The organism is Delftia sp. HK171 (assembly GCF_001886655.1).
Lineage (GTDB): Bacteria > Pseudomonadota > Gammaproteobacteria > Burkholderiales > Burkholderiaceae_C > Comamonas > Comamonas acidovorans.
The window spans coordinates 5,251,296-5,266,669 of sequence record NZ_CP018101.1; the positions used below are offsets into that span (position 1 = coordinate 5,251,296).

13 protein-coding genes are annotated in these 15,374 nt (G+C 68.6%); 5 read left to right on the forward strand and 8 right to left on the reverse strand.

What is annotated here, in order from left to right:
- Positions 1-60 precede the first annotated feature (60 nt).
- The 7 genes from ndk to surE all read right to left on the reverse strand — a co-directional run bounded on the left by ndk (position 61) and on the right by surE (position 6,508).
- Positions 61-486: a nucleoside-diphosphate kinase gene (gene ndk, locus BO996_RS23480; RefSeq protein ID WP_012206822.1), complete on the reverse strand. Its 426-nt coding sequence runs from the start codon at positions 484-486 to the stop codon at positions 61-63.
- Between the two features lie 169 nt (positions 487-655).
- Entirely contained in the window at positions 656-2,059 is a 1,404-nt protein-coding gene (locus BO996_RS23485; RefSeq protein ID WP_071956540.1) for a pseudouridine synthase, read from the reverse strand.
- Positions 2,056-2,865 (reverse strand): SMC-Scp complex subunit ScpB, encoded by an 810-nt coding sequence (gene scpB / locus BO996_RS23490; protein WP_043819110.1) that lies wholly within the window; start codon positions 2,863-2,865, stop codon positions 2,056-2,058. Before scpB ends, BO996_RS23485 begins: the two co-directional genes overlap by 4 nt.
- A 110-nt stretch (positions 2,866-2,975) precedes the next feature.
- The gene (locus BO996_RS23495) at positions 2,976-4,046 is read right to left on the reverse strand and encodes an RluA family pseudouridine synthase (protein WP_043819111.1); all 1,071 of its coding nucleotides are present in this window, start codon (positions 4,044-4,046) and stop codon (positions 2,976-2,978) included.
- Positions 4,046-4,924 (reverse strand): peptidoglycan DD-metalloendopeptidase family protein, encoded by an 879-nt coding sequence (locus tag BO996_RS23500; protein ID WP_012206826.1) that lies wholly within the window; start codon positions 4,922-4,924, stop codon positions 4,046-4,048. Before BO996_RS23500 ends, BO996_RS23495 begins: the two co-directional genes overlap by 1 nt.
- Before the next feature lie 13 nt (positions 4,925-4,937).
- A complete protein-coding gene (locus tag BO996_RS23505; protein ID WP_013801166.1) occupies positions 4,938-5,726 on the reverse strand; it encodes a protein-L-isoaspartate(D-aspartate) O-methyltransferase in 789 nt (262 codons plus the stop codon).
- The gene (gene surE, locus BO996_RS23510) at positions 5,723-6,508 is read right to left on the reverse strand and encodes a 5'/3'-nucleotidase SurE (protein ID WP_043782596.1); all 786 of its coding nucleotides are present in this window, start codon (positions 6,506-6,508) and stop codon (positions 5,723-5,725) included. Before surE ends, BO996_RS23505 begins: the two co-directional genes overlap by 4 nt.
- 117 nt (positions 6,509-6,625) lie before the next feature.
- Between surE and BO996_RS23515 the strand changes: the two genes are divergently transcribed.
- The 5 genes from BO996_RS23515 (at position 6,626) to BO996_RS23535 (ending at position 13,993) form a co-directional block, all read left to right on the forward strand.
- Positions 6,626-7,606, forward strand: coding sequence for an NADPH:quinone oxidoreductase family protein (locus BO996_RS23515; RefSeq protein WP_012206829.1), 981 nt, complete (start codon positions 6,626-6,628; stop codon positions 7,604-7,606).
- A 58-nt stretch (positions 7,607-7,664) separates the two neighbouring features.
- The gene (locus BO996_RS23520; RefSeq protein WP_071956541.1) at positions 7,665-9,263 is read left to right on the forward strand and encodes a GGDEF domain-containing protein; all 1,599 of its coding nucleotides are present in this window, start codon (positions 7,665-7,667) and stop codon (positions 9,261-9,263) included.
- A gap of 61 nt (positions 9,264-9,324) precedes the next feature.
- Positions 9,325-10,959: an alkaline phosphatase D family protein gene (locus BO996_RS23525; RefSeq protein WP_065346023.1), complete on the forward strand. Its 1,635-nt coding sequence runs from the start codon at positions 9,325-9,327 to the stop codon at positions 10,957-10,959.
- 137 nt (positions 10,960-11,096) lie between these two features.
- Positions 11,097-12,326: a sodium/glutamate symporter gene (gene gltS, locus BO996_RS23530; protein ID WP_071956542.1), complete on the forward strand. Its 1,230-nt coding sequence runs from the start codon at positions 11,097-11,099 to the stop codon at positions 12,324-12,326.
- Positions 12,327-12,349: 23 nt separating this feature from the next.
- Positions 12,350-13,993 carry a phospholipase D family protein gene (locus tag BO996_RS23535; protein ID WP_071956543.1) on the forward strand — a complete coding sequence of 548 codons (1,644 nt, stop codon included), beginning with the start codon at positions 12,350-12,352 and terminating at the stop codon, positions 13,991-13,993.
- 16 nt (positions 13,994-14,009) lie between these two features.
- Here BO996_RS23535 and BO996_RS23540 read toward each other — a convergent pair whose 3' ends face one another.
- Positions 14,010-15,332 (reverse strand): NAD(P)/FAD-dependent oxidoreductase, encoded by a 1,323-nt coding sequence (locus tag BO996_RS23540; RefSeq protein WP_013801159.1) that lies wholly within the window; start codon positions 15,330-15,332, stop codon positions 14,010-14,012.
- Positions 15,333-15,374 lie beyond the last annotated feature (42 nt).

The following is a 15,374-nucleotide window of genomic DNA, read 5'->3' on the forward strand; positions in this document are numbered from 1 at the left end:
CTTCCGCGGCAGGCACGGCCTGCACCGGACAGACCATGACGGCCGCGGAAGACGCGGGGATTAGCGCGAGTAGACGTTCATGCCGGGGAAGAAGAAAGCCACTTCCACGGCTGCAGTTTCAGCGGCGTCAGAGCCGTGCACGGCGTTGGCGTCGATGCTGTCGGCGAAGTCGGCGCGGATCGTGCCCTTCTCAGCCTTCTTGGGGTCGGTGGCGCCCATCAGTTCGCGGTTCTTCAGGATGGCGTTCTCGCCTTCCAGAGCCTGGATCATCACGGGGCCGGAGACCATGAAGTCCACCAGGTCCTTGAAGAAAGGACGCTCCTTGTGGACGCCGTAGAACTGCTCGGCTTCGCCGCGCGACAGGTGCACCATCTTGGCAGCGATGACCTTCAGGCCAGCGCCTTCGAAGCGTGCGTAGATCTGGCCGATCACGTTCTTGGCAACGGCGTCGGGCTTGATGATGGAAAGAGTGCGTTCGATGGCCATTTGAATGGTTCCTAATCAGGGTTACTATGGATTTTTGTCAATTGGACAAAACCGTTGATTCTAGCTGTGCCATCAAAGTCCTTGATGACATGGTGCTGCCAAATGGCAGGCTTACAGGGCGGGCCGACCACCTCTGGATGAACCAGAAGGCGGACGGCCCGGCCGCCTTTCAGCGGCGTCCTCCCGGCTTGCGCTTGGCGTTCTGGCGTGCACGCGACAGGCTGTCGGAGCCGATGTAGCCCACCGATGTACGCATCGGATCGGGCTGCTGGCTGCCGCCGCCCTTGCCCCGCCCGCCTGCACCGCCCTGCCCCTTGCCCTGTCCCTGGCCGCCGTCAGCCTTGCCGCCCTTGGCGGCAGGCTTGGCACGCGGGCCGTCGAGCATGGCGTTGGGCGCCGGGCGATTGCCGTCGAAGTAGCGGCCGCCGCCTTCGCGGCGAACGGTGTTGCGGTCTGCCGGGCCACCACGGCGGCCTCCGGCCGGGGGCTTGGGTGCAGCGGGCGCACGCGCCTGCATGCCGGCTGCCGAAGCCAGGGACTGGATGTCGGCCTGGTCCAGCTCCACCCAGGCGCCGCGCTTGAGGCCGCGCGGCAGCACCATGGCGCCGTAGCGGATGCGGATCAGCCGGCTCACGGCATGGCCCACCGCCTCGAACATGCGGCGCACTTCGCGGTTGCGGCCTTCGGAAATGGTCACGCGGTACCAGCAGTTGGCGCCTTCACCACCGCCGTCTTCAATGGAGCCGAAAGCGGCCACGCCGTCTTCCAGCTGCACGCCGTCGGTCAGGCGCTGCTTTTCTTCCTTGCTGAGCGCGCCCAGCACGCGGGCCGCGTATTCGCGCTCCAGGCCGAAGCGCGGGTGCATCAGGGAGTTGGCCAGCTCGCCCGAGCTGGTGAACAGCAGCAGGCCTTCGGTGTTCAGGTCCAGGCGACCCACCGATTGCCATTTGCCATGCTGCAGGCGAGGCAGCTTGCGGAACACCGTGGGACGGTTTTGCGGATCGTCATGCGTGACGACCTCGCCCACGGGCTTGTGATAGGCGATGACACGCGCCGGCGGCGGGTCGATGCGAAAGCGGATGGGCTGGCCATTGACCTTGATCTGGTCGCCGAACTGGATGCGCTGGCCCACGTGGGCAGGCTCGTTGTTGACCGAGATGCGGCCTTCAAGAATGAGCTGCTCCATTTCCAGGCGCGATCCCAGCCCGGCCTGGGCCAGCACCTTGTGCAGCTTGGGCGAATCGACCTGGGGCAGCAGCACGCGCTTGGCAGGCGCGGCATCGTCGCGCTCTTCGGCAGCGTCGAGCTCGCCCGAGATGACGTCCGCAAAACCGTAGCCTTCGACAGACCCTGAGTCGCTTGACTCTGATGCATCAGCCGGCACCAGCTCTTGCACGGTGTCTTCGGCATGCAACGCCTCGGCGGCCGGACGCGGCTTGCGCACAGGCTTGGCGCCGGGCCGCGCCCCGGCCTTGGGAGCGCGCGAGCGCGCGGGGCGGGCCTTGCGCTGCGCGCCGGCCTCATCGGACGCCGGCTGGGCGTCCTGGTCTTTGGAGATATCACTACCCGTCATGGCTTTCCTTCTTCGGCCTGCTTTGCAGTGCCGTCCGTATCCGTTGTATCCGCTGTATCCGTTGCGTCTGTTGCCTCTGCCGCATCCGCTGCGTCTGCCGCATCCGCCAGGTCTGCTGTATCTGCTTGAGCCGTATCTGCTGCCATTGCGGCATCTGCCCCGTCCGATTCCGTGGCATCTGCCTCGCCCTGGGGCTCTTCCGGCAAGGGAGCGTCACCGGCTGGCGCGGCCTCGTCCGCTGCCAATTCCTGCGCACCCGACTCTTCCAGCGCCTTGAACAGGCTTTGCTGGGATTCGGGCTCCTCGAGCATGGGCAACTGGTCCAGCGACTGCAGGCCCAGGTCGTCCAGAAACTGGCGCGTGGTGGCGAACAAAGAGGGCCGGCCCACGGTTTCCCGGTGGCCAATGACCTCGATCCATCCCCGGTCTTCCAGTTGCTTGATCAGCAGGCTGTTGACCGTCACGCCGCGTATGTCCTCGATGTCGCCGCGCGTCACTGGCTGGCGGTAGGCGATGATCGCCAGCGTCTCCAGGGTCGCGCGGGTGTAGCGTGGCGGCTTTTCGGGATGCAGCCGGTCCAGATAGACCCGCATCTCGGGCCGGCTCTGGAAGCGCCATCCAGACGCCACCTGCACCAACTCCACACCCTTTTGCGCCCAGTCTTTCTGCAGGTCCAGCAGCAGGTCCTTCAGCGTGTCGGAGCCCAGCACGTCATCGAACAGCGAGCGCAGCTCACGCAGCGTGACAGGCTGCGGCGCACAGATCAATGCAGTTTCCAGGACCCGCTTGGCATCTACCGTATTCATGGCTCAGCGTCTCGGGAACAAAGGCGCGCGTGCCACCAGAGGTGGCAGCCAGGGTGCGCCGAATCAAAGAAGAGGAAGCAAGCGCTCCACGGATGCCATGCGAGAGATGGTCAGAGGCTTTCGGCGGGATTGTAGCTCAGCCCCCAATTTTCCAGCGCCTGTGCCATATCGGGCGGCAGCGGCGCGCGCAGCACCAGGGCCTGGCCTGTCATGGGATGGGTGAAGGCCAGCCGGAAGGCGTGCAGCGCCTGGCGCGCCATGCCGCCAGCCTCCTTGCCGCCGTAGACGGCATCGGCCACCAGCGGGTGGCCCAGCGATGCCATGTGCACGCGGATCTGGTGGGTGCGGCCCGTGTGCAGCGTGCAGCGCACCAAGCTGACTTCCTCGTTGCCGGCCAGCAGGTCGATGTCGGTGCGCGCGGTCTTGCCTGCATGTTGCGCCAGGTCGACCACGGCCATGCGCAGGCGGTTGCGCGGGTCGCGGCCGATGGGCGCATCGACCTCGCGGCGCTTGCGCGGGCCCCAGGCCTTGTGGGCCAGCGCCAGGTACTGGCGGCTGACATCGCGCGCGGCGATCATGGCCACCAGCGCGTCCATGGCGGCGCGGCTGCGCGCCACCACCATGAGTCCGCTGGTGTCCTTGTCCAGGCGGTGGACGATGCCGGCGCGCGGCACCTCCCGCGCCTTGGGGTCGCGCCCCAGCAGGCCGTTGAGCAGGGTTCCCGTCCAATTGCCCGGAGCCGGGTGCACGACCAGGCCAGCCGGCTTGTTGACGACCAGCAGGTGCTCGTCCTCATACACCACGTCCAGCGCCATGTCTTCGGGCTGGAAGGCCATGCTCTGCTGCGTGGGCCGCATCTCCAGCACCATCCGGTCGCCGGCGGCCACCTTGGTGGCCGGCTTGACCAGCACACGCCCATTGAGCGTGACCGCGCCCTGCGCCAGCAGTTGCTGCAGATAGCTGCGGGAGAACTCGGCCACGCATTCGGCCAGCACCTTGTCGGCGCGCAGGCCGTGCTGGGCCGGCGGCACGGTGATCTCGCGCAGCTCGGCTGCGGCAGCCTCGACCTCGCCGCCTTCGGCCTCGTCCTCGCCCGGCTCCCACGGCGATTCGCCGGGCGCAGAAGAAACAAGCCCCTGCGGGGCAGGGGCTTGTCCGGTTTGCCTGGTGCTGCGGCTCATCAGCGAGAAGGCAGGTAGCGCGAAGGATCGACAGGCTTGCCCTGGCGACGCACCTCGAAGTGCAGCTTCACGCGGTCCGCGTCGGTGCTGCCCATCTCGGCGATCTTCTGGCCCTTGCGCACGGTCTGGTCTTCCTTGACCAGCAGCGTCTGGTTGTGCGCGTAGGCCGTGAGGTAGGTGTTGTTGTGCTTGAGGATGATCAGGTTGCCATAGCCACGCAGGCCGGCGCCGGCATAGACCACGCGGCCATCGGCAGCGGCCATCACGGGATCGCCGGCCTTGCCTGCGATGTCGTAACCCTTGTTGCGCGCCTCGTCAAAACCGGCGATCAGGCTGCCCGATGCAGGCCAGATGAAGTCCACATCGTCGGCGCCCTTGCCGGCTGCGGGTGCAGGGGCGGGTGCCGGGGTCGGTGCGGGTGCAGGCGTTGCCGTGGAGCCGCCCGACGATGCCACGGGCGGCAGCGGCGTTGCCACCACGGGCGAGCCGCTGGGCGTGGAGGAGGCAGTGGACGAGGGGCGCGTGCCGACGCTGTCCGAGCTGGTCGGAGGCACGACGCGCACCACCTGACCGACTTCGATCAGGTTGGGGTTCTCCAGATTGTTCCAGCGCGCGATGTCCTTCCAGCTCTGGCCGGTTTCCAGGCCGATGCGGATCAGCGTGTCACCGGGCTTGATCGTGTAGTAGCCGGGCTTGCCGGCGTTTTCGACGCCGGGCAGCGGCTTGACGGCTGCCGATGGCGAGGAAGAGGTGGAGGAGGTGGTGGTCGTTCCACGGTCCTCCACGGGAGCCCTGTTCACTTGGGATGTGCAGCCTGCCAGAACCATGCCGGCAAGCACCACCGTTCCCCAAGCCCCAAGACTTCGCGATACCAACATAAGTTATTCCCTTCTAGGCGATGCCCGATTTTAGGGGGACAAAGTTCACGGCCTCCAAAATCGACTGCGTAAACCCGTGTGAACTCTTGTCAATCACCAGCAGTGCCTGCTTACCACCCGTAACCACCATGGGCGCGACAAGCCGCCCGCCCACGGCCAGCTGGTCGCACCAGGCCGAGGGCATGCTCTCGCCGCCAGCGGCCGAGATGATGCCCGCATACGGCGCTCCGCTGCCATAGCCTTCCATGCCATCTCCAAAGATCAGATGGACATTGGTCAGCCGCCAGGGCCGCAGGTTGCTGCGCGCTTTCTCGTGCAGGCCGCGCAGGCGCTCGATCGAATAGACCTCGCGTGCCACGCGCGCCAGCACCGCCGCCTGGTAGCCGCAGCCCGTGCCGATTTCCAGCACGCGGCCCAGGCCCGACTTCGCGGCTTCCGAACCCAGCAGCAGCTCGGTCATGCGGGCGACCACGCTGGGCTTGGAGATCGTCTGGCCCAGGCCAATGGGCAGGCTGGTGTCTTCATAGGCCTGGTTGACCAGGGCGCTGTCCACAAAGCGGTGGCGCTCCACCGATCCCATGGCGGCCAGCACGGCCGGCGACTGTATGCCGGTGGCAGCCAGCCGCTGCACCATGCGGGCGCGGACGGCGGCCGAGTCCAGGCCGATGCCCGAGGGCTGTTGCGGGACACGGGCACCGGCCGGCGCCAGCGCAGAGCGCGCAGGCGCCGCGCGCGAGGCCGGCGCAGGGGTCTGCACCGAGCGCGCCACCCACGAGGGAACTCCGGGACGGCGCTCGCTCACGGTTGCACCGCCCCGCCCTGGCCGGCCGACGCCAGCCTGGCCGCCGTCTGTGCCCAGTAGCCCAGGTTGTCGTGGTCGGTCAGGTCCACCTTCAGCGGCGTGACGGACACATGGCCGTGCGCCGTAGCGTGGAAGTCCGTGCCCTCCGAGTCATCCTTGGCCGCGCCTGCGCTGCCTATCCAGTACATCATTTCGCCGCGCGGGCTCTCCTGGGTGATGACGCGTTCGGCCGCATGGCGGCGGCCCAGCCGGCACAGCTTGAGGGGCTTGAGCGCGGACAAGGGCATGTTGGGAATGTTCACGTTGAGCAGCCAGGGCGACAGGCCGATCAGTTCCTGCGATTGCATGTCCATGACCAGCTGGCGCGCGGCGGCGGCAGCGGCCTCGATCTCGGACCAGCCCTTGTCCACCTGCGAGAAGGCAATGGAGGGAATGCCGAACAGAAAGCCTTCCATGGCGGCGCCCACGGTGCCGGAATAGATGGTGTCGTCGCCCATGTTGGCGCCGTTGTTGATGCCCGAGACCACCAGGTCGGGCCGGTAGCCCAGCAGGCCGGTCAGGGCGATGTGCACGCAGTCCGCAGGCGTGCCATTGACATAGCGAAAGCCGTTGTGGGCCTGGTGCACATACAGCGGCGCGTTCAGCGTCAGGGCGTTGGACTTGGCACTGTTGTTGTGCTCCGGTGCCACCACCTCGACGTCTGCCACCGTGCGCAGCGCCTCGTACAGGGCCTGGATGCCGGGCGCCTGGTAGCCGTCGTCGTTACAAATGAGAATCTTCATGGATACAGCAGGGATTGCGGGCGATTGTAGGCGGGCGTCTCGTCGCCCGAGGGACAGGAGGCATTCCCACCACACTCCTATCATCGGCCAGGCATTCAATCACAGGAGACAAACACCATGCACGCTTGGCTTTGCACCACGCCCACAGGCGTCGATCAACTGCAGTGGACGCAGCTGCCCACGCCCACGCCGGGCCCGGGGCAGGTACTGCTCGAAGTGAAGGCGGCCAGCCTGAACTTTCCCGATCTGCTGATCGTGCAGAACAAGTACCAGATGAAGCCTGAGCTGCCGTTCGTGCCGGGCTCGGAATACGCGGGCGTGGTCCAGGCCGTGGGTGAAGGCGTGAGCCACCTGGCCGTGGGCCAGCGCGTGGCCTGCCTGTCGGGCACGGGGGGCTTCGGCACCCATACGCTGGCGCCGGCCGCGCTGTGCATGCCGCTGCCAGACGGTTTCAGCTTTGTCGATGCTGCGGCCTTCATCATGACCTATGCCACCTCGCACCATGCGCTGATCGACCGCGGCCAGCTGCGCGCGGGCGAGACCGTGCTGGTGCTGGGCGCGGCGGGCGGCGTGGGCACGGCCGCCATCCAGATCGCCAAGGCGGCGGGTGCGCGTGTGATCGCAGCGGCCTCCACCGACGAAAAGTGCGCGCTGTGCAAGGCACAGGGCGCCGATGCCACCATCAACTACAGCCAGGGCGATCTGCGCGCCGCCATCAAGGAAGCCACCGACGGCAAGGGCCCGGACGTGGTCTACGACCCCGTGGGCGGCGACTTCGCCGAGCCAGCCTTCCGCTCCATCGCCTGGCGCGGCCGCTATCTGATCGTGGGCTTTGCCGCAGGCCCGATTCCTGCCCTGCCGCTGAACCTGCCGCTGCTCAAGGGCGCATCGCTGGTGGGCGTCTTCTGGGGCGAGTTCTCCCGGCGCGAACCCAAGGCCAATGCGGCCATGATGCAGGAGCTGGCGCAGTGGTACGGGCAGGGAAAGATCAAGCCCGTGATCGACCGCACCATGCCCATGGCCGAGCTGCACGCCGCCTATGCGCGCATGGGATCGCGCCAGGTGCAGGGCAAGCTGGTGATGGTCAACGAGCAGTGAACCGGGCGCTGGCCATGCCACACTGGAGGGCATTGCATTCTGAAACAACTGCCCACCCATGGCCGAGCGCTCCGCTTCCGAACTGGCACGCGAAACCCTGCGGCAGCTGGCGCTGAACCGCCTGCCGCCCACCCCGGAAAACTACACCCGCCTTTATGAACAGGCGGCCGGCGAGCCCGGCCCCGCCAGCTTTCCCCAGGGCCCGCTGCGCCATGTCCATGCGCTTTTGCCAGCGCAGACGCCCGGACAGAAGCGGTTGCGCGACCAGTTGGGCGCCGCCATAGAGCGCAGCGACTGGCAAGGGCTGCAGCAGGTCATCACCGCCTATGCCAACGCGGCCCTGCAGCCGCCTGCCCATGAGGCCCGGCCCGTGGAGCTGCCCGTGCCGCCGCCCGTCCAGGCCCTGCCCGACGACCTGACCCAGCAGTTGGCGCGGCGCTTCGAGGCCTTGTCCACGCTGCTGGACACCCAGGACACCAAAACCGGGCAACTGCACCAGCAGTTGATGGAGCAACTGCAATCGCCGCCCGTGGATGCCAAGGCCCTGGCGCGGCGCCTGCACGACCAGCACTACCAGCTGTCGTTCGCCATCGCCGACCAGCTTCAGGTCCTGCAGTTGATGCAGGAGTTGCTGCAGACCCTGGTGCAGCACCTGGCCCAGGACCCCACGCATGGCAGCTGGCTGGTGCAGCAGCTCACGGCCATCGAGCAGGCCATCACCCCGCCGCTGTCGCCCGCGCCTCTGGCCGATGCACGGCGCGAGCTGCAGACCGTGATCCACCGGCGCCTGCAGCTGCAGGACGGCATGGCCGCCGCGCAGCAGGCGCTCAGGGACATGCTGGGCGGCTTCGTGCAGCACCTGGCGCAGATCACGAGCAGCAACGAAACGCTGGGCGCCCGCATGGAAGAGGCGGCACGCCAGCTGGACGGCATCCAGCGCCTGGAAGACGCAGCCCCGCTGCTGCAGCAGGTGCTGGAGGCCACGCGCACCATGGCCGCCGGCAGCCGCGTGGCCCAGGAGGAGCTGCAGGCGCTGCGCGCCCATGTCGATGCCTGCGAGGCCCGCATCGAAACACTGCAGCAGGAGCTGGACGAGGCCGCGCGCCGCGCACGCCACGACCCGCTGACCGGCCAGCTCAACCGCCTGGGCGTGAGCGAGGCACTGGACCGCGAGGTGGCACGCGCACAGCGCCATGGCCAGCCGCTGAGCGTTGCCCTGGTCGATATGGACGGCATGCAGGCCCTCAATGCCGAGCTGGGGCATGCCATGGGCGATGCCGCGCTGGTGCATGTGGCCCAGCTGGCGCGCCAAGGGCTGCGCCCGGAAGACGTGGTGGGCCGCTATGAAGGCCAGGCCTTCGTTCTGCTGCTGCCGCAGACCCCGGAGACGGCGGGCGCCCAGGCACTGCAGCGTCTTCTGCAGTTGCTGGAGCAGGCGCCTTTGCCCGCATCTGCTCAGCCCCCAGGCCAGCCCGCGCCCCGGCCCCTGAGCTTCAGCGCGGGCGTGGCCCAGTTGCAAGGCCACGAAAACGGCATGGACGTGCTGCGCCGCGCCGACACCGCCATGCTGCAGGCCAAGGAGCGCGGCAAGCACTGCATTGCCACGGCATCAGGCGCACAATGGCAGCCAGTTGGAAATGCAGGCACCGGCCTTTGATCCACCCCAAGGCCACGCCCCGTCTTTCCCCGCTTTTTTGCGCCACCTGCCCCGAACCGCCATGCACCTGCCCTTCAGCGCCTCCGTCCCTGCACCGCGGCGCCAGTTTCTGGTCGGCTCGGGCCTGGCCACGGCGCTGGGCCAGTTGCCTGCCTGGGCCCGGCTGGGCGAGCGGCCTGCGCACAACCCCTTCACGCTGGGCGTGGCCAGCGGCGACCCCGAACCCGACAACGTGCTGCTGTGGACGCGGCTGACGCCACCGCTGGCCCAGCTGGGCGAGACCGACACCACGGCCATGCCTGCGCTCAAGATCCGCTGGGAGCTGGCGCACGACCCGCTGTTCCGCCAGATCGTGCGCAGCGGCGAGGCCATGGCCCAGCCCGAATGGGGCCACGGCGTGCATGTTCAGGTGGGAGGACTGGCGCCCGACCGCTGGTACCACTACCGCTTCATGCTGGGACAGGCGGTCAGCGGCACGGGCCGCTGCCGCACGGCACCCGCCCCCGGCAGCATGCCGCAGCGCCTGCGCCTGGCCTATGCCTCCTGCCAGCGCTGGGAGCACGGCTACTACGCGGCCTGGCGCCAGGTGGTGCAGGATGCGCCGGACCTGGTGATCTTCCTGGGCGACTACATCTACGAATACGCCACGCCCGCCATGACGCTGGGCCTGGCCCGCACGCACAGCCTGCGCGCCGCACAGACCCTGCAGGACTACCGCGACCGCTACGCCCTGCACAAGAGCGACCCGCTGCTGCAGGCCGCGCATGCCCTGTGCAACTGGTCCGTGGGCTGGGACGACCATGAGGTGGAGAACAACTACGCGGGCGACCAGGGCCAGGGCGATGCCGCGCGTTTCCTGGCCCGGCGCATGGCCGCCTGGCAGGCCTTCTACGAAAACATGCCGCTGCGTGCCAGCGCGCTGACGGGCGCCGGGGCATCGCATGGCGGCGGCGGACTGCAGCTGTACCGCAGCCTGCAATGGGGCCGGCTGGCCCGGCTGCATCTGCTGGACGGCCGCCAGTACCGCAGCGCCCAGGCCTGCCGCATCGAGGGCGAGGCAGACAAGGGCAGCGTGCGCCCTGCGCAATGTGCGGCCCTGTCGGACACGGCGCGCAGCTTCCTGGGCTGGACGCAGGAGCAGTGGCTGTACCGCCAACTGGCCGAGGACGCACGCCACCAGGGCAGCGAGGGGCCGCGCTGGAGCATCCTGGCCCAGCCCACCCTGCTGTCGGCGCACCGGCCGCCCTCGGGATCGCAGGCCACGGACAGCTGGGACGGCTACCCGGCCGCGCGCCAGCGCCTGGTGCGCCACCTCACGCCGGGCGCCCAGCCCACGCCGCGCAACAGCGTGCTGCTGGGCGGCGACCTGCACCAGAACTACGTCTGTGCCGTGCATGCCGATCCCGAGGCCGCGCCCGAACGGCGCAACCCCATCGTGGCCAGCGAGTTCTGCAGCACCTCGATCACCTCGCGCAGCGGCACCACACAGGCCAAGGTCGATGCCATCGTCGCCCACAACCCGCAGGTGCTGTACGCACGCTGCGAGGAACGCGGCTATGGCCTGGCAGACATCACGCCCGAACGCTGGACCAGCGAGCTGCGTGCCGTGGCCAACCCCATGCGCGCCGACAGCCGTATCTACACGCTGGCCCGCTTCACCGTCGAGGACAGGCGGCCCGGCCCCGTAGCCAGCTGACAGGGCACTGACACAGGGCACGACCGAAGGGCACTTTCAGCAGGCCTCGGAATCAGTGGCTATCCTGACATCGCCACCCGGCATGCCGCCTATCGTATGGTGAGCTGCCTTGCCCCGCCCACCAGAACACGGAAGCCATGCACCTGACTTTCAGCGCCTACTACACCCTGATCTTCGCCGCCCTCGTCCTTTTGCTGGGCAAATGGCTGGTGCAGCACCTGCGCCTGCTGCGCGAATTCAACATCCCCGAGCCCGTGGCCGGCGGTCTGGTCGTCGCCGTCGCCCTGTTCGTGCTCAACCAGGCCCTGGGCTACACCTTCAGCTTCAGCAGCGAGCTGCAGATGGCCTTCATGCTGGTGTTTTTCTCCTCCATCGGGCTGAGCGCCAATTTCGCCAAGCTGCGCGAAGGCGGCCGTTCGCTGCTGCTGTTCCTGGCCGTGGTCGCCGTCTTCATCGGCCTGCAGGACCTGGTGGGCGTGAGCCTGGCCACGATGCTCGGGCTCGACCCGCTGTTCGGGTTGATCGCAGGCTCCGTCACCCTGACGGGCGGCCATGGCACGGCAGGCGCCTGGGGCCAGGTTTTCGAGCGCGAATACGGTATCCAGGGCGCGGTCACGCTGGGCATTGCCTGTGCCACCTTCGGACTGGTGATCGGCGGCCTGATCGGCGGCCCGCTGGCCAAGGCCCTGATCACGCGCCGCAGGCTTGCCGTGCATGACCCCGCAGCCGCCCCCGAAAAACAGCCCCCGCTGGGCGAAAGTGCAAGCCACGGCGGCTTCGAGAACCCCGAGCAGACGCGCCTGATCACCACCAGCGCGGCCATAGAAACACTGGCCCTGTTCGCAGGCTGCCTGGGCTTTGCCGAGTTCATGGCGCAGTTCACCGCCGGCACCCTGTTCTCCCTGCCCACCTTCGTCTGGGCGCTGGCAGGCGGCGTCGTGATCCGCAATACGCTGGACTATGTCTTTCACTTCCAGGTATTCGACCGGGCCATCGACGTCTTCGGCAATGCCTCGCTGTCCATCTACCTGGCCATGGCCCTGCTGTCGCTCAAGCTGTGGGAGCTGGCGGGGCTGGCGGCGCCGCTGATGGTGATCCTGGCGGCCCAGACCCTGGTGATGGGCCTGTATGCCGCGCTGGTGACCTTCCGCATCATGGGCAGCAACTACGATGCGGCCGTGCTGGCCGCCGGCCACTGCGGTTTCGGCATGGGTGCCACGCCCACGGCCGTGGCCAACATGCAGGCCATCACCAACCAGTACGGCCCCTCGCACAAGGCCTTCCTCATCGTGCCGATGGTGGGCGCCTTCTTCGTCGACATCGTCAATGCCACGGTGATCCAGCTGTTCATCCGCTGGCTGCACTAACCACCGCCAACACTGAACGCACCATGCCCCTGCTGCGCCGCGCCCTTGCCACCACCCAGGCGCTCGTCCTGGCCCTGCTGCTGGCAGGCTGCAGCCTGCCGCCGCTGGCTGGCCGCAGCGAATCCACGGCGCTGCCGCCCGAGGCCGCCCAGGCCACGCTGCTGGGCCAAGCGCTGGCACCGCTGCTGGACCAGCATCCGGGGCTTACCGGCATCCACGCGCTTTCCGATGCACGCAACGCCTACGCGGCGCGTGCCCTTCTGGCCCGCGTGGCCCAGCGCACGCTGGATGTGCAGTACTACATCTGGCGTGACGACACCACGGGCCACCTGCTGCTTGACGAACTGCGCCAGGCCGCCGACCGGGGCGTGCGCGTGCGCCTGCTGCTGGACGACGGCGGCACGGCGGGGCTGGACACGCAGCTCAGCGCGCTGGACCGGCATCCGCAGATCGAGGTGCGGCTGTTCAACCCCTTTGCGCAGCGCACGCCCAAGGCGCTGGGCTATGTGACGGACTTCTCGCGCACGCAGCGGCGCATGCACAACAAGAGCTTCACGGCCGACAGCCAGGCCAGCATCGTGGGTGGACGCAACATCGGCGACGAGTACTTCGCGGCCACCGACGGCGTGCTGTTCGCCGACCTGGACGTGGTCGCCATGGGGCCGGTGGTGGCCGATATCGCGCACTCGTTCGACCAGTACTGGGCCAGCGCCTCGGCCTACCCCGTGGCCAGCCTGCTGCCGCCGCTGCCCGACTATGCGGTGGCGCGCGCCAGCGAGGCCCTGGCCACCGAGGTGCAGCGGCCCGAGGCCCAGGCCTATGTGCGCGCCGTGGCGCAAAGCCCGTTCACGCAAGAGCTGCTGGCCGGCCGCCTGCCACTGCAATGGGCCCGCACCACCCTGGTCAGCGACGACCCGGCCAAGGTGCTGGGCCAGGTGCCCAGGCAGGGGCTGCTGATCACGCAGTTGGCACCCGCCATCGGCCAGCCGCAGCGCCAGCTGGACCTGGTTTCGCCCTACTTCGTGCCCACCGAGGCCGGTGTGCGCGCCCTGGCCGGCCTGCGCCGCCAGGGCATTGCCGTGCGCGTGCTCACCAACAGCCTGGAGGCGACCGACGTGGCCGTGGTCCATGCCGGCTATGCCCGGTACCGGCGCCCGCTGATCGAGGAAGGCGTGCAGCTGTACGAGCTGCGCCGCCAGATCGGCGAGCCGGACACGCCCGCCGCCGATGCAGGCGTGCCCCGGCAGGGGCTGCCATCGCCCGCCGCGTCCTCGGGCGGGAAGTCGGGAGGGAAGGCGGGCGTGGGTTCGGGCAGCCGCCCCGGCAGCTCGGGCTCCAGCCTGCATGCGAAGACTTTTGCGGTCGATGGCGAGCGCATCTTCGTGGGCTCGTTCAACTTCGACCCGCGCTCGGCACATCTCAACACCGAGATGGGCCTGCTGATCGACAGCCCCGAGATGGCTTCGCAGATGAGCCGCATGCTCGACCAGAGCCTGCCGTCCGCCGCCTACCACGTGCAGATCGATGCACAGGGCCGCCTGAGCTGGACCACGGAAAGCGGCACGCCGCCTGAGCCACTCACCACCACCACCGAGCCCGGCAGCAGTGCATTCAAGCGCCTGATGCTGCGCGTGCTGGGCTGGCTGCCCATCGAGGGGCTGCTTTGATGCCGGGCCCGGCCGCTCAGTCCAGCCGGATCGACGGGCGCAGGCGCGAATTCATCAAATCGATCAGCCACAGCAGCCCGCCGCGCCAAAAGCCGTAGATGCGCGCCTGGTGCGAGCGGTACAGCATGATGTGGCTCAGCATGGCCATGCGCCCGCGGATCACGCCGCCGTTGAACAGGCCGAATTTGCCCAGCGATCCATAGGCGTCGTAATGGGCCAATGACACCAGGGCGCCAAAGTCGCGGTAGGCAAAGCCTTCGGGGCGGAAACCCGGCTCCTTCAGCAGGCGCGGCAGCGTCTCCACCAGATAGCGGGCCTGCTGGTGCGCCACCTGGGCGGTGGGCGGCAGCGGCACGCTGGCACCGGGCAGGGTGAAGCTGGCGCAGTCCCCCACGGCGTAGACATGGGGGTCGCTGGTCTGCAGCTGGCCGTTGACCTTGAGCTGGTTGCCTTGCGTGGTCTCCAGTCCCAGCTGCGCCAGGAAGGCCGGGGCCTTCACGCCCGCTGCCCAGACGCGCAGGCCTGCGGGGACGAACTCGCCGCTGGCCAGCACGAACCCCTCTTCGCTGGCCGACTGCACGCGGCCGTTGACGATCACCGAAACGCCCAGGGCCTGCAGACGCAGGCGCGTGGCTTCGGAAATCTCTTCAGGAAAACCGGGCAGCAGGCGCGGCCCGGCCTCGATCAGCACGATGCCGAAGCGCGCGGCCTCGCCCAGCGCGCCGTAGGCGCGGGCGCTCTCGGCCAGCTGCACCAGCTCGGCCGCCAGCTCCACGCCCGTGGCGCCGCCGCCCACGATGGCCACGCGCAGCTGCTCGCCGCTGGTCATGCAGCGCACCATGCGCAGGCGGATCTCGCTGTTGAAGGCATCGGCCTTGCGGCGCGAGTCGATCATGAAGCAGTGCTCGTCCACGCCCGGCGTGCCGAAATCATTGGCGCCGCTGCCCACGGCGATCACCAGCCTGTCGTAGGCAATGCGCCGGCCCGGCACGATCTCGCGGCCATCGGGCGCCTCGATGGGGGCCAGCAGCACCTCGCGGGCCTCGCGGTCCAGGCCGCACATTTCGCCGGGCTGGTAGGCAAAGCTGGCGTCGCTGGCCTGGGCCAGGTAGGTGGTCTGCTGCTGGGCCAGGTCGCGCGTGCCGGCCGCAATGGTGTGCAGCATGGGCTTCCAGACATGGGCCGAATCGCTGTCCACCAGGGTCACGGAGCCGATGGCGTCCGTGCGCCCCTTGCCCAGCGCCGTGGCAATCTCCAGCCCCGCCACGCCACCGCCCACGACGACGATGCGCGCCCCGCCCGATCCCGTTGCCGAACCCGCTTCTTGTTCCTTGCCCATTGCTGCTCCCTGCCGGAAGGCCCGGCCGGCCGCACCATGCGC